Source organism: Actinomadura madurae, from assembly GCF_047130825.1.
Classification (GTDB): Bacteria; Actinomycetota; Actinomycetes; order Streptosporangiales; family Streptosporangiaceae; genus Spirillospora; species Spirillospora madurae.
Genome location: NZ_CP083237.1, coordinates 10,072,934 through 10,091,513 on the forward strand (window position 1 = coordinate 10,072,934; position 18,580 = coordinate 10,091,513).

Annotated in this window: 19 protein-coding genes; 11 read left to right on the forward strand and 8 right to left on the reverse strand. The window is 73.2% G+C overall.

Features of this window, described 5'->3' with window-relative positions; translation table 11 throughout:
- Positions 1–25 precede the first annotated feature (25 nt).
- From K8Z49_RS47220 to fdhA, 4 genes are all read left to right on the forward strand, one after another.
- Positions 26–739, forward strand: a complete 714-nt coding sequence (locus K8Z49_RS47220) for a DedA family protein (protein ID WP_021595919.1) — start codon at positions 26–28, stop codon at positions 737–739.
- Entirely contained in the window at positions 723–1,901 is a 1,179-nt protein-coding gene (locus K8Z49_RS47225; protein WP_412517136.1) for a sensor histidine kinase, read from the forward strand. The genes K8Z49_RS47220 and K8Z49_RS47225 overlap by 17 nt, the downstream gene beginning before the upstream one ends.
- Positions 1,892–2,536 (forward strand): response regulator, encoded by a 645-nt coding sequence (locus tag K8Z49_RS47230; protein ID WP_021599983.1) that lies wholly within the window; start codon positions 1,892–1,894, stop codon positions 2,534–2,536. The genes K8Z49_RS47225 and K8Z49_RS47230 overlap by 10 nt, the downstream gene beginning before the upstream one ends.
- A 79-nt stretch (positions 2,537–2,615) precedes the next feature.
- Positions 2,616–3,830 carry a formaldehyde dehydrogenase, glutathione-independent gene (gene fdhA / locus K8Z49_RS47235; protein WP_021599984.1) on the forward strand — a complete coding sequence of 405 codons (1,215 nt, stop codon included), beginning with the start codon at positions 2,616–2,618 and terminating at the stop codon, positions 3,828–3,830.
- 51 nt (positions 3,831–3,881) lie between these two features.
- On the opposite strand, the gene K8Z49_RS47240 is transcribed toward fdhA, so the two are convergent.
- From K8Z49_RS47240 to K8Z49_RS47250, 3 genes are read right to left on the reverse strand one after another with little or no spacing between them, the layout of a single operon-like run.
- On the reverse strand, positions 3,882–5,684 hold the full coding sequence (locus tag K8Z49_RS47240; RefSeq protein WP_075019995.1) for a GMC family oxidoreductase: 1,803 nt from the start codon (positions 5,682–5,684) through the stop codon (positions 3,882–3,884).
- Entirely contained in the window at positions 5,681–7,069 is a 1,389-nt protein-coding gene (locus K8Z49_RS47245) for a hypothetical protein (protein WP_412517137.1), read from the reverse strand. Before K8Z49_RS47245 ends, K8Z49_RS47240 begins: the two co-directional genes overlap by 4 nt.
- Positions 7,066–7,758: a FadR/GntR family transcriptional regulator gene (locus K8Z49_RS47250; protein WP_177287614.1), complete on the reverse strand. Its 693-nt coding sequence runs from the start codon at positions 7,756–7,758 to the stop codon at positions 7,066–7,068. The genes K8Z49_RS47245 and K8Z49_RS47250 overlap by 4 nt, the downstream gene beginning before the upstream one ends.
- Before the next feature lie 104 nt (positions 7,759–7,862).
- Between K8Z49_RS47250 and K8Z49_RS47255 the strand changes: the two genes are divergently transcribed.
- Together K8Z49_RS47255 and K8Z49_RS47260 are read left to right on the forward strand one after the other, a co-directional pair.
- On the forward strand, positions 7,863–8,381 hold the full coding sequence (locus tag K8Z49_RS47255) for a YbaK/EbsC family protein (RefSeq protein WP_111833155.1): 519 nt from the start codon (positions 7,863–7,865) through the stop codon (positions 8,379–8,381).
- A 16-nt stretch (positions 8,382–8,397) separates the two neighbouring features.
- Positions 8,398–8,994 (forward strand): HD domain-containing protein, encoded by a 597-nt coding sequence (locus tag K8Z49_RS47260; protein WP_412517138.1) that lies wholly within the window; start codon positions 8,398–8,400, stop codon positions 8,992–8,994.
- Here the strand turns inward: K8Z49_RS47260 and K8Z49_RS47265 are convergent.
- Together K8Z49_RS47265 and K8Z49_RS47270 are read right to left on the reverse strand one after the other, a co-directional pair.
- The gene (locus K8Z49_RS47265) at positions 8,964–10,064 is read right to left on the reverse strand and encodes an FAD-binding protein (RefSeq protein ID WP_412517139.1); all 1,101 of its coding nucleotides are present in this window, start codon (positions 10,062–10,064) and stop codon (positions 8,964–8,966) included. The genes K8Z49_RS47260 and K8Z49_RS47265 overlap by 31 nt on opposite strands.
- Before the next feature lie 67 nt (positions 10,065–10,131).
- Positions 10,132–10,593 (reverse strand): MarR family winged helix-turn-helix transcriptional regulator, encoded by a 462-nt coding sequence (locus tag K8Z49_RS47270; protein WP_021599559.1) that lies wholly within the window; start codon positions 10,591–10,593, stop codon positions 10,132–10,134.
- A gap of 117 nt (positions 10,594–10,710) precedes the next feature.
- On the opposite strand from K8Z49_RS47270, the gene K8Z49_RS47275 reads away from it, so the two are divergent.
- A complete protein-coding gene (locus K8Z49_RS47275; RefSeq protein WP_111833158.1) occupies positions 10,711–11,169 on the forward strand; it encodes a DoxX family protein in 459 nt (152 codons plus the stop codon).
- Positions 11,170–11,447: 278 nt separating this feature from the next.
- Entirely contained in the window at positions 11,448–12,884 is a 1,437-nt protein-coding gene (locus K8Z49_RS47280; protein WP_024935226.1) for an alpha,alpha-trehalose-phosphate synthase (UDP-forming), read from the forward strand.
- On the opposite strand, the gene K8Z49_RS47285 is transcribed toward K8Z49_RS47280, so the two are convergent.
- The gene (locus K8Z49_RS47285) at positions 12,814–13,491 is read right to left on the reverse strand and encodes an ATP-binding protein (RefSeq protein WP_024935225.1); all 678 of its coding nucleotides are present in this window, start codon (positions 13,489–13,491) and stop codon (positions 12,814–12,816) included. The two genes, K8Z49_RS47280 and K8Z49_RS47285, sit on opposite strands and share 71 nt — an antisense overlap.
- A gap of 195 nt (positions 13,492–13,686) precedes the next feature.
- On the opposite strand from K8Z49_RS47285, the gene K8Z49_RS47290 reads away from it, so the two are divergent.
- Positions 13,687–13,917 (forward strand): DUF397 domain-containing protein, encoded by a 231-nt coding sequence (locus tag K8Z49_RS47290; RefSeq protein WP_021596528.1) that lies wholly within the window; start codon positions 13,687–13,689, stop codon positions 13,915–13,917.
- A gap of 58 nt (positions 13,918–13,975) precedes the next feature.
- Positions 13,976–15,502, forward strand: coding sequence for an acyl-CoA synthetase (locus K8Z49_RS47295; RefSeq protein WP_412517140.1), 1,527 nt, complete (start codon positions 13,976–13,978; stop codon positions 15,500–15,502).
- A 118-nt stretch (positions 15,503–15,620) separates the two neighbouring features.
- Here K8Z49_RS47295 and K8Z49_RS47300 read toward each other — a convergent pair whose 3' ends face one another.
- Positions 15,621–17,132: a DHA2 family efflux MFS transporter permease subunit gene (locus K8Z49_RS47300; protein WP_075019999.1), complete on the reverse strand. Its 1,512-nt coding sequence runs from the start codon at positions 17,130–17,132 to the stop codon at positions 15,621–15,623.
- 538 nt (positions 17,133–17,670) lie between these two features.
- Between K8Z49_RS47300 and K8Z49_RS47305 the strand changes: the two genes are divergently transcribed.
- The gene (locus K8Z49_RS47305) at positions 17,671–17,829 is read left to right on the forward strand and encodes a hypothetical protein (protein WP_412517141.1); all 159 of its coding nucleotides are present in this window, start codon (positions 17,671–17,673) and stop codon (positions 17,827–17,829) included.
- A 1-nt stretch (position 17,830) separates the two neighbouring features.
- Here the strand turns inward: K8Z49_RS47305 and K8Z49_RS47310 are convergent, their stop codons facing one another.
- The gene (locus K8Z49_RS47310) at positions 17,831–18,517 is read right to left on the reverse strand and encodes a hypothetical protein (RefSeq protein ID WP_412517142.1); all 687 of its coding nucleotides are present in this window, start codon (positions 18,515–18,517) and stop codon (positions 17,831–17,833) included.
- Positions 18,518–18,580: the final 63 nt, after the last annotated feature.

Here is an 18,580-nt window from a genome sequence, read left to right on the forward strand (position 1 = left end):
GACGCCGGTTCCTAGCGTCGTGAGCATGATCGAGATGATGAGCGCGGCGTCCGGCGCCGAGCCCGCCGGCGGCATCGCGGGGTGGGCGACCGACCTGATGGACAAGCTCGGCGCGCCCGGTGCGGGCCTGGCGATCGCGCTGGAGAACCTGTTCCCGCCGCTGCCGAGCGAGGTGATCCTGCCGCTGGCGGGGTTCGCCGCCGCGCAGGGCCGGATGAGCCTGGTCGCGGCCATCGTCTGGACGACGGTGGGCAGCGTCGCCGGCGCGCTGGCCCTCTACGGCATCGGAGCGCTGATCGGACGCGACCGGATCCGCGCGCTCGTGGCCCGGCTTCCGCTGGTCAAGCTCGCCGATCTGGACCGGACGGAGGCATGGTTCGCGCGCCACGGCGCCAAGGCGGTGTTCCTCGGCCGCATGGTCCCGATCTTCCGGAGCCTGGTCTCCGTCCCGGCCGGGGTCGAGCGGATGCGGATGACGGTGTTCCTGCTCTACACCGCCCTGGGCAGCCTGCTGTGGAACACGGCGTTCGTGCTGGCCGGGTACGGGCTCGGTGACAACTGGCGGACGGTCGAGGAGTACGTCGGCGTCTACTCCAAGGCCACGGTCGCCGTGGCCGGCGCGGCGGTGCTCGTGTTCGCGGCCGTCCGTATCGTGAAGGCGCGCACGCCCGCCCGCGAACCGCGGCCGGGCGCCCATCGGGCGGAGACACGAGAGTTCGAACGTGATCGCATCTTCTGACGCGGCGCGCCGCGGCCTCCGCGCGGCCTCGCGGGCCGCGGCGGGGCTGCTGCTCGGCGCGTTCACCGCCGGGGCGGAGCTGGTCCTGCTGGCGGTCGCGGCGCCCCTGATGGCCTACTCGCTGGCGTTCTCCCGGGGCCGCCGGACGGTGCCGGGCGCCGCGGCGCGCGGTGCCCGCCTCCTGGTCGAGCTGGAGCGGCGGCGGCTCCGCACGTTCCTCGGCGAGGACAGGGCCGTCGAGTACGGCCCGCTGAAGGCGCTCGCGTACCTCGTCCTGCGAGTCCCGGTCGGGTTGCTCGGCGGCGTGATCCTGCTGCTGATCGCCTACGGGGCGGCGGCCGGGATCCAACTGGCGGCGGGCTGGTGGATCACGGGCGACTATGCGGACGGCATCCCGCCGACCTGGTGGATCGTCCTCTACATCACCGTCGTGGGCCTGGTGCTGCTCTTCCTCGGGCTCCAGGGCCTGGTCGGGGTCGTGGCGCTGGAGAAGGCCGTGGCGCGGCGCTGCCTCGGGCCGAGCCCGCTGGAGGAGTACGAGCGCCGCATCGCGCAGCTGTCGGTGACGCGGGCGCAGGTCGTGGACGCGGTGGACGACGAGCGCCGCCGCATCGAGCGGGACCTGCACGACGGCGTCCAGCAGCGGCTCGTGGCGCTCGGCATGCTGATCGGCCGCGCCCGCCGCGCGGGAAGCGGGGACAGGGCGGCGGAGCTGCTGAGGCAGGCGCACGAGGAGTCGCAGCGGGCCCTCGCCGACCTGCGGGAGGTCACCTGGCGCGTCTACCCGGCCGCGCTGGACGGCGAGGGACTGCGGGCGGCGCTGGAGACGGTGGCCGAGCGGTCGGCGCTGCCGGTGACGATCGAGTTCGACGTGCCCGGACGCCCCCCGCACGCGGTGGAGACCGCCGCGTACTTCGTCGTCTGCGAGGCGGTGACCAACGCCGCCAAGCACTCCGGCGCCCGGTCCGTGCGGGTCGCCGTCGAGGGATCGGCGACAATGATCGGCGTGCGCATCGAGGACGACGGAGCCGGCGGAGCCGACCCGGCCGGGGGCGGTCTCGCCGGGCTGGCCCGCCGGGTCGCGGCGCTGGACGGCGCGTTCACCGTGGACAGCCCGCCCGGCGGCCCGACCGTGATCACCGCGGAGCTGCCGTGCGGGTGATGCTCGCCGAGGACTCGACGCTCCTCCGGGAGGGGCTGGTGCGGCTGCTCGCCGAGGAGGGCCACGAGGTGGCCGCCGCGGTCGGCGACGGCGACGCCCTGATCGCGGCGGTGGCGCAGGGCCCGCCCGACGTCGTGGTGGTGGACGTCCGGATGCCGCCGACGCACACCGACGAGGGGCTGCGCGCCGCGCTGGAGGTCCGGCGGCGCTGGCCGGACGTCGGCGTGCTCGTCCTGTCGCAGTACGTGGAGAAGCGCTACGCCACCGAGCTGATCACGGCCGACACCACCGGCGTCGGCTACCTGCTGAAGGACCGGGTCGCGCAGGTCGACGAGTTCCTGGACGCCCTGGACCGCGTGGGGGCGGGCGGCGCCGCGTTCGATCCCGAGGTGGTCCGCCGGCTGCTGGCGCACAGCACGCACGCCGACCCGCTGGCCCGGCTGACCCCGCGCGAGCGGGACGTCCTCGACACCATGGCGCAGGGGCATGCCAACGCCTCGATCGCCGCGACCCTCCACATCTCGCAAAGCGCGGTCGAGAAGCACGTCAATGCGATCTTCGACAAGCTCGACCTGTCGCACGCGTCCGGCTACAGCCGCCGGGTCCTCGCCGTCCTGCGCTACCTGGGTTCCTGAACCGGTCCTCGCAGAAACGGACTAACAGGTAGGAAACGGGTATGGCCACGACCGACCCTCGACTAGAAGGGAGAAGGTCGTGACGGACACCAACAAGGGCGTCGTGTACCAGGGGCCGGGGAAGGTCACGGTCGAGGAGCTGGACTTCCCCAAGCTCGAGCTGGCCGAGCAGTCGGGCCGCAAGCTCCAGCACGGCGTCATCCTCAAGGTCCTCGCCACCAACATCTGCGGGTCCGACCAGCACATGGTGCGCGGCCGGACCACCGCGCCCGCCGGGCTGACGCTCGGCCACGAGATCACCGGCGAGGTGGTGGAGACCGGCAGGGACGTCGAGTTCGTCAAGGAGGGCGACCTCGTCAGCGTCCCGTTCAACATCGCCTGCGGGCGCTGCCGCAACTGCAAGGAGCGCAACACCGGCGTCTGCGAGAACGTCAACCGCGAGCGTCCGGGCGCGGCGTACGGCTACGTCGACATGGGCGGCTGGCACGGCGGCCAGGCCCGGTACGCGGTCGTCCCGTACGCGGACTTCAACCTGCTGAAGTTCCCCGGCGACCGCGACACCGTGATGGCGAAGCTGCCCGACCTCGCGATGCTGTCGGACATCTTCCCGACCGGCTACCACGGCGCCTACACCGCGGGCGTCACCACCGGCTCCACCGTGTACGTGGCCGGGGCCGGCCCGGTCGGGCTCGCCTGCGCCACCGCCTGCCACCTGCTCGGCGCCGCCGTCGTGATCGTCGGCGACATGAACGCGGAGCGGCTGGCGCAGGCCCGCGCCTTCGGCTGCGAGACGATCGACCTGTCGCAGCACGCCAACGTGGCCGAGCAGATCGAGCAGATCCTCGGCGTCCCCGAGGTCGACGCGGCCGTCGACTGCGTCGGGTTCGAGGCGCGCGGCCACGGTCCCGAGGGGGCGGCGAAGGAGCACCCGGCGACCGTCCTCAACACGCTGATGGACATCACCCGCGCGGCCGGCGCGCTCGGCATCCCCGGCCTGTACGTGACGGGCGACCCGGGCGCTCCGGACGAGAACGCCAAGGTCGGGCAGCTCGGGTTGCGGATCGGCCTCGGCTGGGCGAAGTCGCACGTCTTCACCACGGGCCAGTGCCCGGTGATGAAGTACAACCGGCAGCTGATGATGGCGATCCTGCACGACAAGGTGCAGATCGCGCGCAACGTGCACGCGATCGTCATGCCGCTGGAGCAGGCGCCCCAGGGCTACGCCGAGTTCGACCGCGGCGCGGCGGAGAAGGTCATCCTCGACCCGCACGGGCTGGTCGGGGCCGGGGTCTGACCCCGGGTGCGGCGGGCTCGCGGACCGGCGCGCTCGCGAACCCGCCGCGGCTCAGCCGATGCCCTCGGCGATCCGCAGCGCCATCGCCATGATGGTGAGCTGCGGGTTCACCTCCGGGCAGCTCGGCAGGACGGACGCGTCCGCGACGTGCACGCCGCGGACGCCCCGCAGCCGTCCGGCCGGGTCTGCCGGCGCCCGCGCGCCGTCGGCGCCGAGCTTCGCCGTGCCGGTCGGGTGGAACCCGGCCAGATGCAGGTCGGCGGCGGGCGCCATCGCCACCGCGCGCGTCAGCTCGGCCTCGTCCCGGACGACCGGGCGGCGGGGCAGGCCGGTGAGCACCTCGGCCGCCCCGGCGGCGAACAGGATCCGGCCCATCGCGACGAGCGCGCGCCGCAGCCGGGCGGCGTCCTCCCGGGCCAGGTCGTAGCGGACCAGGGCCCGGTTCCGGCCGTGCACGCGGCCGGACGGGGCGTCGGCGATCATCGCGCCGAGCACGGCGAGGTGGTCGGCGTTCTCCAGCTCGCGGCGCAGCGCCCGTCCCGCGCCGGGCAGCGGGAAGGAGCTCATGCCGGGCGGGCTCGCCGTCGCCTCGATGAGGATCCCGTCGCCGTGCAGTTCCTCGATGCCGACGCTCTGCATCACCCCCGACCACGACACGACCGGCTCGGCGAAGCGCCCGGCGACGTTCGTGGCGGGATGGACGGCCATCCCGCGCCCCAGCCGCGGGTGCCCGCCGAGGCCGGAGCGCCGCAGCAGCAGCGGGGTCTGCGTGGCTCCCGCCGCGACGACGACGCGCGGGGAGAGGATCTCGAAGGACGTGCCGTCCGGGCGCCGCGCCCGCACTCCGGTGGCGCTGCCGCGCTCGACCAGCACGCGTTCGGCCCGCGCCTCGGTCACGATGCGCGCCCCCGCCGCGCAGGCCTGGGGGAGCGCGTTCAGGTGGACGCCGTACTTGGCGTTGTGCGGGCAGCCGGCCGCGCACTGCCCGCTGCCCCGGCAGTCCGGGGCGTTGCGGCGCAGCGGCGCGGCCCGCCAGCCGAGCCGCTCCGCGCCTTCCAGGGCGAGCAGCCCGTTCCGGCCGAGCGGCGCGACCGGCTGCCGCGTGACCCGCAGGGTGGCCTCCACCTCGTCGAGGTGGGCGCCGAAGCCGTCGACCGGGACGCCCAGCCCCGCCCACCGCCGGAGGACGCGGTCCGGCGTCCGGTAGCAGGTGCCGCTGTTGACGACGGTCGTCCCGCCGACGGCCCTGCCCTCGGGCAGCAGCACGGGCGGGCGGCCGAGCGCGACGGCCGAGCCGCCGTCCCGGTACAGGTCGAGGAACCGGTCGAGCGGCGGCCGGTCGCGGAACTCGGCCACCGTGAAGCGCCGCCCCTCCTCCAGGACGAGGACCGACATGCCGCGCCGGGCGAGGGTCCGCGCGGCCATCGCCCCGCCCGCCCCCGACCCGATGACGACGGCGTCGGCGGTCGAGCAGGACGGCCAGTCCGCGGACGGCGTGCAGTCCAGCGGCGCGTCCGGGCGCGGGTCGCCCGCGGCCCGGGGCGGCGGCAGAAGCTCGGTGCCGGCGGCGAGCAGCAGCGGGATCTTCAGCGTCTCGACGAGCCGGGCCCCCGGCTCGCGGGACGTCAGGAGCGCGCAGAACGCGTCCCGGCGGTCGGCGTCCAGGGCCTCCAGGGGGTGCCCGGTGGCGAGGCGCGACAGCGCGTCCAGCGTGCCCGCCCCGGCGCGCAGCCCGAGCCGCGCGGGGGCGGGCAGCGCCCGGCCGAGGGCCTCCGCGCGGGCCGCGACGCGGGCCAGGTCGTCGGCGTCCTCGATGCCGAGCAGCGCCGCGACCGTCCCGGTCATCGCGTTCATCGCAGCCCCACCTCCGCGTGCCCGGTGCCGTCGAGCCGCCACTCGCGCTCGGTCTCCCAGCCGTCCCCGGACCGCCGGGCCAGGACGATCCGGACATGGGCGCGCTCGGAGTTGTGGCAGACCGCCGGGGCGCCGTCCGGGTCGTCGTAGTCGACCGGCACGGTCTCCTCCGGCGGCAGCGTCACCGTCACGTGCAGGCCCCGGTCGCCGATGCGGCCGCGGACCGTCCAGGTGGGCAGGCGGACGTCGGCGCGCAGCCGGAGCGCCGCGAGCAGCGGGTCGCCGGAGGGCAGGTCGGCGCCGTCCACCCGGAGCCGGACGAACGGCAGCGGTGGCAGCCGGTTCATCCCCGGGCGCGTCGAGACGGCCGCCACGATCTCGCACACGTCGCCGCCGCCGAGGTCGGCGTGCAGCCACGCCCAGCGCCGCGCGTTCCCGTGCCCGTAGATGCGGGCGGACGCGCCGGGCGCGCCGTCCAGGGCGAGGACGCGGTCGCCGAACCGCACCTCGCCGTCGTAGGCCGCCGCGGGCTTCGGGACGATCTGCGCGGCGGGCAGCAGCTCCGACGCCCACGCCCAGCGCGGGAACGTGAACAGCGGCCGCCCGCCGCCCGACTCGCGCAGATCCCAGGTGATCGCGCCCGCCGAGCCGGTGAGCCCGCCGCCGGTCTGCGCGACGGGCCCGGCCGCGAACGCGGCGTCAGCGGGACGGCTCCACCCGTGCGGGCCGAACCGCGCGAGCACGGGCTGCTCGCCGGGCGGGAAGACGGCGGCCCAGCCGTGCGCCCGCGCCTCGCCCTCGTCCGGCGCGACCAGCTCGTGGTGGATCCAGAAGCCCGTGCCGGTCGCCGGGTCGGTCAGCGTCGTGTACCAGACCTCCAGCCGCCCGGCCTGCCCCCGCCAGCGCGACCGCATCGGATCGGGGCCCGGGAAGCGGAAGCCGCGGAGGAAGCGCACGAGGTCCCGCCGGACGTCGAAGCGCAGCCGCGCCTCGCCGGCCACGGTCCCGTCCGCGCCGGTCACCGTGAGCGGCAGGACCGTCATCGACCGGACGGGCCGCCGCGCGCTGACGGTCTTCCAGCCGTCCAGGCGCATCCTGCGGCCGCCGTCCGCCGTGAACTCCAGCGTGTAGCGGATCCGGCGCGCGGCGATCGGCGCCACGCGCAGCGTCCCCACCGCCGCACGGTCGTCCGCCAAGCCGGGGACGTGCACGCGCCCGGTCAGCTCGCCTTCCACGTCCCCCCAGGGCCGGAGGACCTCGGGCAGAGTGGCCTCGAGTTCGAGCCGCATCGGGCGCTCGGCGTCCTCGCCCGCGACCCGCAGAACCCCCTCCATCACCTCTCGGAACACCGTGCTCCGGCCGGCTTTCGTCACGCTCTCGGTCATCGTCGGCCCGTCATGATCGCTTCGGTCTCGGTGAAGTAGGCGGTCGCCGCGGCGCGCGCCCGGTCCGCGTCGCCGTCGCACAGGGCGTCGATGAGGGGGGCGAGCCTGCCGGCCGCCGCGGCGGGGTCCTTGAAGGCGTGCGCGAAACCGTCCCGGACGGCGAGGTAGGCGTTCAGCAGGGCGTTGACCATGAAGCCGTACACCCGGTTGCCGGTGGCCGCCGCGATGACCCGGTGGATCTCGCACTCGGCGAGCTGGGCCGCGTCGCCGTCGGCGGCGTCCCGGACCTGCGCGGCCAGGTCCCGCAGCCGGGCCCGGTGCTCGCCGGTCGCGTTGGCCGCCGCCTTGGCCGCCACCTGCGCGCCGACCTCGCGGCGCACCTCGAAGATCTCCGCCATCCACGCCGGCCCGACCGTGCTGACCAGCATCGGCAGCAGCTCGGGACCGCCGAGCCGCTCGTAGTCGCGGACCCGGGTCCCGACGCCGTGCCGCGTCTCCAGCAGCCCCGCCTGCGCGAGCCGGACGATCGCGTGCTTCAGCGACGTGCGGGTCACCGCGTAGCCGGCGGCGAGGTCGCGTTCGGGGGGCAGGTAGGAGCCCGGCGGGTAGCGGCCGCTCAGCACGTCGTCGCGCAGCCGGTCGACGAGCGAGTCGACGACCGTGTCGCGGGGGATCGGTGTGGACGGCACGCTACCTCCAGAGGTCCAGTGGCTCAGCCACTGGACCACGCCACGGGCATTGGCGTCAAGGGCGTGGCAGGGTGGAGACCGGGATCACGAGAGGGGACGGAGACATGGTGGGCACGCTCGACTGGCAACCGGCGGACGGCCGGCGCGACCTGCTGGCCGATCCGGTCGCCGCCGCGATCGGCGGGCTGCCGGGCGCGGAGGCCGCCGAGATCGACCCGGAGCTCGCCGACACCGCCGCGTTCTGCGAGCGCTACGGCGTGCCCCTCGACGCCAGCGCGAACTGCGTGGTCGTCGCCGCGAAGCGGGGCGGCGAGGTCACCTACGCCGCGTGCATGATCCTCGCGACCGGCCGCGCGGACGTGAACGGCGTCGTCCGCAAGCACCTCGGCGCCCGGAAGGCGTCGTTCGCGCCGATGGCCGACGCCACCACGCTCACCGGCATGGAGTACGGCGGCATCACCCCGGTCGGCCTCCCGGAGGGCTGGCCGATCCTGGTGGACGAGGCCGTCGCCGCCGCTCCGCACGTCGTCATCGGCAGCGGCCTGCGCAAGTCCAAGATCCTCCTCCCCGGCAAGGCCGTCGCCGCCCTCCCCGGCGCCGAGGTCCTCGCCCTGGCACTGTGAGCGCGGGCGACCGCGCATGACGTCCGACGGCCTGAGACGCGCGCTGACCGACCCGGGCCCGCGCCCGCTGCCGGAGCGGGCCGCCCGCCTCCTGGAGGACCTCGGCGCCCCGCCGCGCCTCGCGGCGCACCTGCGCGCCGTCCACGACGTGGCCGCCGACCTGGTCGCCTGGGCGGCCGACCGTTACCCGGCCCTCGCCGTCGACGCGGAGGCGGTGCTGTTCGGCGCGGCCACCCACGACATCGGCAAGGCGCTGCACCCGGCCGAGCTGACCGGCCCGGGCGCCGAGCACGAGCGGGCGGGCCACGCCCTCCTGCGCGAGCGGGGCGTCGAGGAGCGGCTGGCCCGCTTCGCGCGCACCCACGCGTCCTGGGACGGGCCGGACATCGGCGTCGGCGACCTGCTGGTCAGCCTCGCCGACAATGTGTGGAAGGCCAAGCGCGTCCCCGACCTGGAGCAGCGGCTCGTGGACGTCCTCGCCGCCGTGTCCGGGCAGGAGAAGTGGCAGGTCTTCATGGACCTGGACGACGTCTGCGACCGGCTCGCCGCGGGTGCCGACCGGCGCCTGGCCTTCCAGTCCGCCTACCCCGCCGGGACGGAGTCCACGGCGTAGCGGGTGCCGCCGGCGGCGGTGGCGCGGTCGAGCAGCGCCCGGTTCGCCGCGAGCATGTCCGGGACGGGCGCGCAGCCCGGCGACGCGGTGCGCAGCAGGCTGAACAGGACGGGGTCCTCCGGCGCGGCCAGCATCGGGACGTGCCCGACCCGCAGCGCCTTGACCAGGATCACCCCGCTGAGGCCGAGGTCCGCCGTGGTCATGCCCGCGAGCGTCGCCGTGATGACGGAGGCGGCGGCTGAGCCGGGCAGGAAGACCATGCCCCAGGGATGCGGCCGCGCCCACTCGCCGAGCGCGATCAGCTCCTCGACGTCGGGGCGCAGGCGGTCGCAGAAGTCGAGGTAGGAGAGCTCCTCGGTCTCGGTGGTGCCGGGCGGCGGCTCGCCCTCGTCCCCGTACAGGACGGCCTTGGCCTCGAACACCCAGCCGCCGTCCGATGGCTTGACCTGCCCTGAGATGTGCTCGGCCTGTACCTCGCGCTGGACGCGGAGCAGGTCGGCCGCGTCCCGGCACGGAACCGTGCAGGACAGCACCCGCTCCGGTGCCGGGACGAGCCGCAGCGTCGCCCCGGTGATGACGCCGTGCCGCCCGAGCCCGGCGCGGACGGCGTCGAAGACCTCCGGCCGGACGGCGGGGGAGCAGGTCACGGGCTCGCCGTCCACCACGACGTCCAGGTCGAGGACGTTGTCCGCCTGCGTGCCGTGCCGGTGGGACGTCCCGCCGACGCCGGCCGCGGAGACCGTCCCGCCGACCGTCACGTCCAGATGGTCGGTCAGCACGGGAGGGGTGAGCCCGAGCGGAAGCGTCGCGGCGAGGACCTCGCGCCAGGTGGCCCCGGCGCCGGCGACCGCCCGGTCGGCGCCGGTCACCCGGACGCCCGCGAGGCCGCGCAGGTCGAGGGAGACGCCGGCCGTCAGCGACTGGCCGTACGTGGAGTGCCCGAGGCCCCGCGGCACCATGTCGAGGTTCCGCGCGGCGGCGTCGCGGACGGCGGCCGCGGCCTCGTCCGCCGACTCGGGCCGGACGGTCCGCGCGGGCGCGGCCTCGACGATCCCCCCGAAGTCCCGCATCGTCGCGCTCCCGCCGGTCGTGTGCTCCGTCGCGGCTCAGGCCGATCACGGTAGCCGAGCCGCGCGCTCACCGCTCCCGCAGCCGCCCGGCGACGCGGCTGAGCGCGTCGCCCAGCAGGTCGATCTCCTCCGGCGTCAGCACCTCGATCAGCACCTCGCGGACGACCTCGCGGTGCCCGGGACGGACCGCGGCGAGGGCGGCGGTGCCCGCGTCCGTCAGCTCCGCCCACACCGACCGGCGGTCGGACTCGCAGGCCGTCCGCTTGACGAGCCCGGCCCGTTCGAGCTGGGTGACCTGGTAGGTGAGCCGGCTCTTGGAGACCATCACCTCGCGCGCGAGGTCGGACATGCGCATCCGCTCGCCCTCGGCGGCCGACAGCCTGAGCAGCACCTCGAACTCGGGGTGGGACAGCCCGCCGTCCCGCTTGAGCTGCCGCTCGACCTCGTGCTCGATCAGGTGGCCCGCCGCCAGGAAGGCCATCCAGGCGCGCAGCTCGCGCGGTTCGAGCGGGGCCCCGGCATCGTCCATGCGGTGATTCTAGTTGGCATGAAAACACCCTTGAAGTTTCTAGATGGTCTGAATTTGAATCATTTCGGCCGGCGCTCCGCCGGTTCCATGGGACCCCCCACGTGAAGGAGACGAGGCATGCTCCCGACTCGCCGCCCTCCCGCGCTCCCCGACGCCGGGCTGCTCATCGGCCGGCTCGCGGTCGGCGTGATCTTCATCGCGCACGGCTGGCAGAAGCTCGCCGAGACCGGGCACGCCGAGGTCGCCCGGTCCTTCGACCACCTCGGCATCCCGCTGCCCGGACTCGCCGCCGGCTACGCCACCTGGGTCGAGCTGCTCGGGGGCGCCGCGCTCGTCGCCGGCGTCCTGGTGCCGGTCGCCGGCGTGCTCATCGCGCTGAACATGGCGGGCGCGTTCTGGTACGTCCACATGGGCAAGGGCCTGTTCTCCCAGGAGGGCGGGTACGAGTACGTGCTCGTCCTCGCCGCCGCCGCGCTGCTCTTCACCCTCACGGGCGCCGGGCGCTTCTCCCTGGACGCCGTCCTCTGGGGGCGCCGCCCCGAGAGCGCCTCCGGCCGGGCGTCCGTCAACGCGTGATCAACAGGTCTCCGCCGCTCGCGCGTGCGGGGGCCTGCCGCGGTGTGATCTGGGTAACTTTTTCGGTGTCCGGGTGGCCGCCGTGACAGCGGGCTCGACAGCGGTCACCTGCCGGGAAAGGATTATGGCCCGCTCCAATACGCCCGTGCCGCCGCCCCGCCCGCCTGACATCCGCCTTTGCGGATACCGGGTCCTTTGCGTCGAAATGACACAATGTTCCCGATGACCGTTTCTGGGCATGAGTGATCGCTGAGAGTTCCTGGAGAGGCGGGTCGCAGGTGTCGAGCGGTAGTGAATTCGTGGTGGTGGCCAACCGGCTGCCGGTGGACCGGAACGTCGGCGCCGACGGCGTCCCCCGGTGGAGGCGCAGTCCCGGCGGCCTGGTCAGCGCGATCGCCCCGGTGATGCGGCGCAGGAAGGGCACGTGGATCGGGTGGACGGGCGCGCCCGACGAGGAGCTGGAGCCGTTCGAGGAGGACGGCATGGCGCTGCACCCCATCGCGCAGTCCGCCGACGAGGTGCGGCTCTACTACGAGGGCTTCTCCAACGCCACGCTCTGGCCGCTCTACCACGACGTCGTGGCCACGCCGGTCTACGACCGGGCGATGTGGGACGCCTACGTGCGCGTCAACCAGCGGTTCGCCGAGGCCGCGGCGAAGGTCGCCGCCAAGGACGCGATCGTCTGGGTGCAGGACTACCAGCTCCAGCTCGTCCCGCGGATGCTGCGCGAGCTGCGTCCCGACCTGCGGATCGGCTTCTTCCTCCACATCCCGTTCCCGCCGGTGGAGCTGTTCTGGCAGCTGCCGTGGCGGCGGCGCATCCTGGAGGGGCTGCTCGGCGCCGACCTGGTCGGCTTCCAGCTCCCGGGCGCGGCGGCCAACTTCGTGCGCCTCTGCCGCCGGCTCCTCGACGCCCGCTACGTCAAGCAGGACGTCTTCTGGGACGACCGGGTCGTGCGCGCCCGCGCGTTCCCCATCTCGGTGGACGTGGGCGAGCTGCACGACCTGGTGGGGCGCGAGGACGTGCGGGAGCGCGCGCAGGAGATCCGCACCGACCTCGGCGACGCGACCGTCCTGCTCGGCGTCGACCGGCTGGACTACACCAAGGGCATCACCCAGCGGCTCCAGGCCTTCGGGGAGCTGTTCGAGGACGGCCACATCAAGCCGGGCCAGGCCGTCTTCGTGCAGATCGCGACGCCGAGCCGGGAGCGCGTCGAGCAGTACCAGCTGCTCCGGGAGGAGATCGAGCAGCTGGTGGGGCGGATCAACGGGGAACACGGCGAGATCGGGTTTCCGGTCATCCACTATCTGCACAGCTCGTATGACCGACCCGAGCTGACCGCGCTCTACCTGGCCGCGGACGTGATGGTGGTGACCCCGCTGCGCGACGGCATGAACCTCGTGGCCAAGGAGTACGTCGCCTGCCGCAGGGACCTGCGCGGCGCGCTCGTGCTCAGCGAGTTCACCGGCGCCGCGGCCGAGCTGAAGCGCGGAGCGTTCCAGGTCAATCCCTACGACATCGACGGCCTCAAGGGCACGCTGCTGGACGCGCTGCACGCCGAGCCCGCGGAGCAGGCCCGGCGGATGCGCTCCATGCGCCGCCGCGTCATCGAGCACGACGTGGACCGGTGGGCCCAGGACTTCCTCAGCGAGCTGGAGAATCCGGCGCGGCCGGTGCCCGCCCAGCCGGCGCTTCCCGCGGCTCTGGAGAGCTGACCCGCAGGTCGAAGGCCGCCCAGACGGCCTTGCCGCCCGTCGCGAGCCGCGCCCAGCCCCAGGCGTCGCTGATCGCGCCGACCACGAGGAGCCCGCGGCCGCCCTCGACGAACCGGCCCGGGTCGCTCGGGGCGGGCTCGGGCGCGCGGGCGCCCGGGTCGGTCACCGAGACGAGCAGCCGGCGCGGGTGCCCGATCAGGACGAGCTGGATGGGGCACAGCGGCAGCGGCTGGGGGAGCCCCTCCAGGCCGTGCCGGAGCGCGTTGGTCACCAGCTCCGACACCGCGACGACCACGTCGCCCGCGTCGCCGGTGAGGCCCCACGCGTCCAGCGTGACCTGGGTGAACTCGCGCGCCGACCGCGGCGCTGTGATCTCGGCGGGCAGCACGCGCCGCGCGGTGCGCGGGGGGCCCGCGTGCGGGGCCGGCCAGAGCCCGGCGAGCCCGGGCGCGGTGGCCGGGACGCTCGCGGCCGGCGCGGGGACGTTCGGGCCGATCGTCATCGGCGGCGCGTCCGGCCAGGGCGCGTGGACGTCCGAGGCGTGCCGCGGCCGGCCACGCCCCATGGCGGCGGGGACTGCGACTTCGTCTGCCTGGTCAACGGTCATGGTCAAACCTCAGAGGCGTGCGGGGTTGTCACCGGTGAGCGTTCGCTATCTTGCTCCCCAAGCCGTGCAGATGCAAGACCGTCTGCATGAACCAATGCAAGAACGAATGCACGTGCATCTCGTACCATTGTGTGGGGTGGGGCGAGATCGCCGGTCTCCCGACGAGGGAGGCCGAGACGCCTAGAGGGGGCAAAGATGGACGGCCACCACATGTCGGACGTCCGGCGCAGCGCGCTCGTCTGGCAGAAGAGCCGGCGGAGCAACCCGTCCGGCAACTGTGTCGAGATGGCCGAACTCCCCAACGGGGAGATCGCAGTGCGCAACTCCAGGGACCCTGAGGGAGCGATCCTCGTCTACACGCGCGAGGAGGTGGAGGCGTTCGTGGGCGGAGCGAAGGACGGTGACTTCGACCACATGCTCGTGTGACCCACCCCAGAAACCGAATGTGATTCCATTAGGTGGTCCGGCCCGGTAGGTTGCGGCCATGCACCTGGGGCAGATCGCAGCTCAGACGCCCGACAAGCCCGCCGTGATCATGGCGGGCTCCGGGCGGGTCGTCACCTTCCGGGAACTGAACGAGGAGTCCAACCGGCTCGCGCAGCTGCTCCGCGCGGAGGGGCTGCGCCCGGGGGACCACATCGCGTTCATGCTGGAGAACCATCCGCTCTACCTGGCCATCGCCTGGGCGGCACAGCGCTCCGGGCTCTACTACACCGCCATCAGCTCGCGGCTCCAGCACGAGGAGCTCGCCTACATCGTGGACAACTGCGAGGCCAAGGCCTTCATCACCAGCGCGTCGATGGAGGCCGCCGCGCAGACCCCGCCGGACGTGCCGCTGCGCCTCATGCTCGGCGGCACGGCTCCCGGCTACGAGTCCTACGAGGAGCGCGTGGCGGGCCACCCCGCCACGCCCGTCGAGGACGAGTGCGAGGGCTCGGACATGCTCTACTCGTCCGGCACCACGGGCCGCCCCAAGGGCGTGAAACCGCCGCTGTCGCTGGCGCCCATGGGCGAGCCAGGGGCCCTCTACATGCTCATCACCGGCCTGTTCCAGGCCGACGCCGACTCGGTGTACTTGTCCCCGGCGCCGCTCTACCACGCCGCGCCGCTGCGCTACTCGCTCGTCTTCCACAGGTGCGGCTCGACCGTCGTGGTGATGGAGAAGTTCGACCCCGAGCAGGCTCTCGCGACGATCGAGAAGTACCGCGTCACGCACAGCCAGTGGGTGCCGACCATGTTCATCCGGATGCTCAAGCTCCCGGAGGAGACGCGCGCCCGTTACGACGTGTCGTCGCTGCGCGCCGCCGTCCACGCCGCCGCGCCCTGCCCCGTCCCCGTCAAGGAGCAGATGATCGACTGGTGGGGGCCGATCCTGCACGAGTACTACGCCGGTACCGAGGGCAACTGCTTCGTCTACACCAACTCCGAGGACTGGCTGGCCCACAAGGGCACCGTCGGCCGCCCCATCCTGGGTGAGGTCCACGTCTGCGACGAGAACGGCCGCGAGCTTCCGCCGGGGGAGTCCGGGACGCTCTACTTCGGCAAGGGCCCCACGTTCGAGTACCACGCCGACGAGGAGAAGACCGCCGCGTCCCGCGACCCGTGGGGACACGGCTGGACGACCCTCGGCGACGTCGGCTACGTGGACGGGGACGGCTTCCTCCACCTCACCGACCGCCGCGCCTACATGATCATCAGCGGCGGGGTGAACATCTACCCGCAGGAGGCCGAGAACGTCCTCGCGGTCCACCCGAAGGTCGCCGACGTGGCGGTGTTCGGCGTCCCGGACGCGGAGATGGGGGAGGCGGTCAAGGCGGTCGTCCAGCCCCTGTCCATGGACGACGCGGGCCCCGCGCTCGAAGCGGAGCTGATCGCGTACTGCCGCGACCAGCTCGCCCACTACAAGTGCCCGCGCTCGGTCGACTTCCGTGCCGAGCTGCCGCGCCACCCGACCGGCAAGCTCTACAAGCGGCTGCTGAAGGACGAGTACTGGGCCGCTGCCAAGTCCTGAGAGCGCCCAGGAAGGCGAAACCCCGGCCGGGTCCCCCAGGGGTCCGGCCGGGGCGTGGAACGCGCCAGAGACGTTCTCAACGGCCCTTCCCGGCGTCGTCCGGACGCCGGGAGACGGCTCAGTGCATCGGCATGGGCGCGTCGACGCCCGCGGTCTCCGGCTTTCTGCGCGGCAGCAGCAGCGCCGGCAGGAAGGCCAGGAGCAGCAGCCCCGCCGAGTACCAGTAGGTGTGCTGGAACGCGTCGGCCATCGGCCCGGCGATCTTCTCCATGATCGCCGGCGGCACCTTCTCGGTGCTGCCGATCTCACCGCCGGCCCCGCCGCCCAGCTCGGACGCCAGCCGGTTGGCCAGCAGCACCGAGATCATCGCGGTGCCGATGGAGGACGACACCTGCTGGATGATGTTCAGCATCGTGCTCGCGCGCGGCACCTCGTCGTGGACGAGCGTCTGGATCGCGGCCGCCATGGTCGGCATCATCGTCATGCCCATGCCGAGGCCCATCACGAACAGCGCCCCGCCCAGCGCCCAGTAGGACGTGTCGGCCTCGAGGATCGCGGCGAAGCCCGACACCGACAGCACCACGACCACCATGCCGACGAGCACGACCCGGCCGGGGCCGATCCGGTCGGTGAGCTTCCCGCCGATCGGCATCGTGACCATCGCGCCGAGGCCCTGCGGGGCCAGCAGCAGGCCGGACTGCAGGGCGCCCTCGCCGCGCACGATCTGGTAGTACAGCGGCAGCAGCAGCATCGCGCCCATGAACGCGATCATGAACAGCACCATCGTGCCGGACGCCGCCGCCACCGAGCGCCGCTTCAGCAGCCGCAGGTCGATCAGCGGGTTCCGGGCGTTCAGCGCCCGGACGACGAAGCCGAGGACCAGCACGGTGCCGACGACAGTGAACGCCAGCGGCTCGGTCTTCAGGAAGTCCTTCATCTCGGCGCCCCGGGCCACCCCGTAGATCAGCGTGGCCAGGCCGGGGGACAGCAGCAGCAGGCCGATGAAGTCCAGCCGCTCGGCCGGCTTCGGCTCGTCCCGCTTGAGGATCCGCGCCGACAGCAGCAGCGCGACGATCCCGATCGGCAGGTTGATGAAGAAGATCCAGCGCCACGAGACGTCGTCGACGAGGTAGCCGCCCAGGATCGGGCCGAGGATCGGGCCGAGCAGCATCGGCACGCCGACGATGCTCATCACCTGGCCGACCCGCTGCGGCCCCGCCGCCTGGGTGAGGATCGTCATGCCGGCCGGCATGATCATGCCGCCGCCGAGGCCCTGCAGCACCCGGAACGCGATCAGCGACTCCGCAGACCAGGCGATCCCGGCCAGCATCGAGCCGATCACGAACAGCCCGATCGAGATCATGTACAGCCGCTTGGTGCCGAACCGCGCGGAGGCCCATCCGGTGATCGGGATCACCGTGGCCAGTGCCAGCGTGTAGCCCGTCGCGACCCACTGGATGGTCGCCAGGGGGGTGTTGAACTCTTTCGCCAGGTCGTTGATGGCCACATTGACGACGGTCACGTCCAGGATCGACATGATCGCGCCGAGGACGACGACACCGGCGACCGCGAGCACGCCGCGGTCGAGACCATCGCCGGCGGCGGGTTCCTTCAGTGGGCCGTCCGCCATCTTTGGAGATGCGGGAGCGGTCAACTCTCATCCAATCGTCAAGCCCCGCATGCGGGCACGCGGGGGCCGTCGGGCACGTCTCAGGGGATACCGTCGCAAAATACTGCAGCGACTGACACTTTCGCGAACCATTAAACTTGGCGCTCTCCGGGAGTATTCCAGCGGGGTCCGACAAATCCGCCCTGCTCCACGTCCCTCACCCTCCGACCTCAATCGCGATCGAGGTCAACGAAGTGTGACGGACCTGACATCACAACCTCCCTCGCGCTCCACGAGGGCCGACCCGCGTCCCGCCCGAAACTCATCGCCCCCGGCGAGAGAAACTCCACACCATCTGGGCCTGCTCACGCGCGGCTGGGTCTCCCAGGCGGTCAGCGTGGCGGCCCGGCCGGTTCATCGCCCCCGTCGTCGCCGCCTGCGAGTTCGCCCACGGCGAGACGATCGTGGACGTCGACGCCGGCCCCATCGGCCAGGCCGTCGCGGCGGGCCGCTGCCGGATGGCCGGCGGCGACTTCTTCGAGTCCGTGCCCCGTCCCGCATGAAGTGGCTCGACCTCGAAGTGCTCGCGATGACCAGCGGCGGCCTGCAACGCACCCGCTCCCAGTACGAGCGGCTCTTCCACGATGCCGGCCTCCGCCCCACCGGCACCCCCGCCCAAGCCCCCGCCTTCACCGTCCTGGAAGCCCGCCCTGCCTGACTCAAGCCACGGCCATGGACCGCTTCCCCTCCGCGTCCGGCGCCGGCGGCACGTGGACGTAGCCCTGCCGCCGCCGATCGCCGACCAAGACGCGGAGCCCCGACTTGTACGACGCGGGACAGATCCCGTCGTACCCATGGCGCACGATGCCCCAGTAGATGTCCTCCGAGACCACGAGCACGAGAGGCGACAGGCTCGTGCGGAGGCACTTCTTCACCCGCTGGGCATCCAGTAACCGGCACGCCAGATCGATGGCCTCCCCGAACGGCCCGTTCTCGTCCCGGTGCACTTCCCCCGCGTGCAGCACGGCCCGCATGCGCATGCTCCGGCTGGGCAGTTCGGCTTCCGGGAGGGACCGGTTGTAGTCGATGAGTTGCTGGGCGAGGCCCGGGATCAGTCTTGACAGCAGGTATGTTTTTGGCAACTCATCGACGGGATGGAACAGGGCGAGAACACCGTCTCCACGATCCTCGAACCGGTCACACCACCGATCGTCGATCCCGGTGTTCGCCATGGCTTTCCGTAGGTGCCCGTAGATCTGGCTCCGCAGCTCCTGCTTGACCGGATTCGTGCGAAGTGCCGCCGTCGAGTTCTCCAGATCGACGACGAGAATGCTCCTGTGCACAGGGTTGCTGCTCACCGAGCGCCCCCAATCCCGCGCGGCCGGTATGCCGGTGCCCCCCCGCATCCCGGATCGGACTCGGGAGGATCGGCCGCGCGAATCAACAGCCGGAATGCGTCCGTGCCGAGA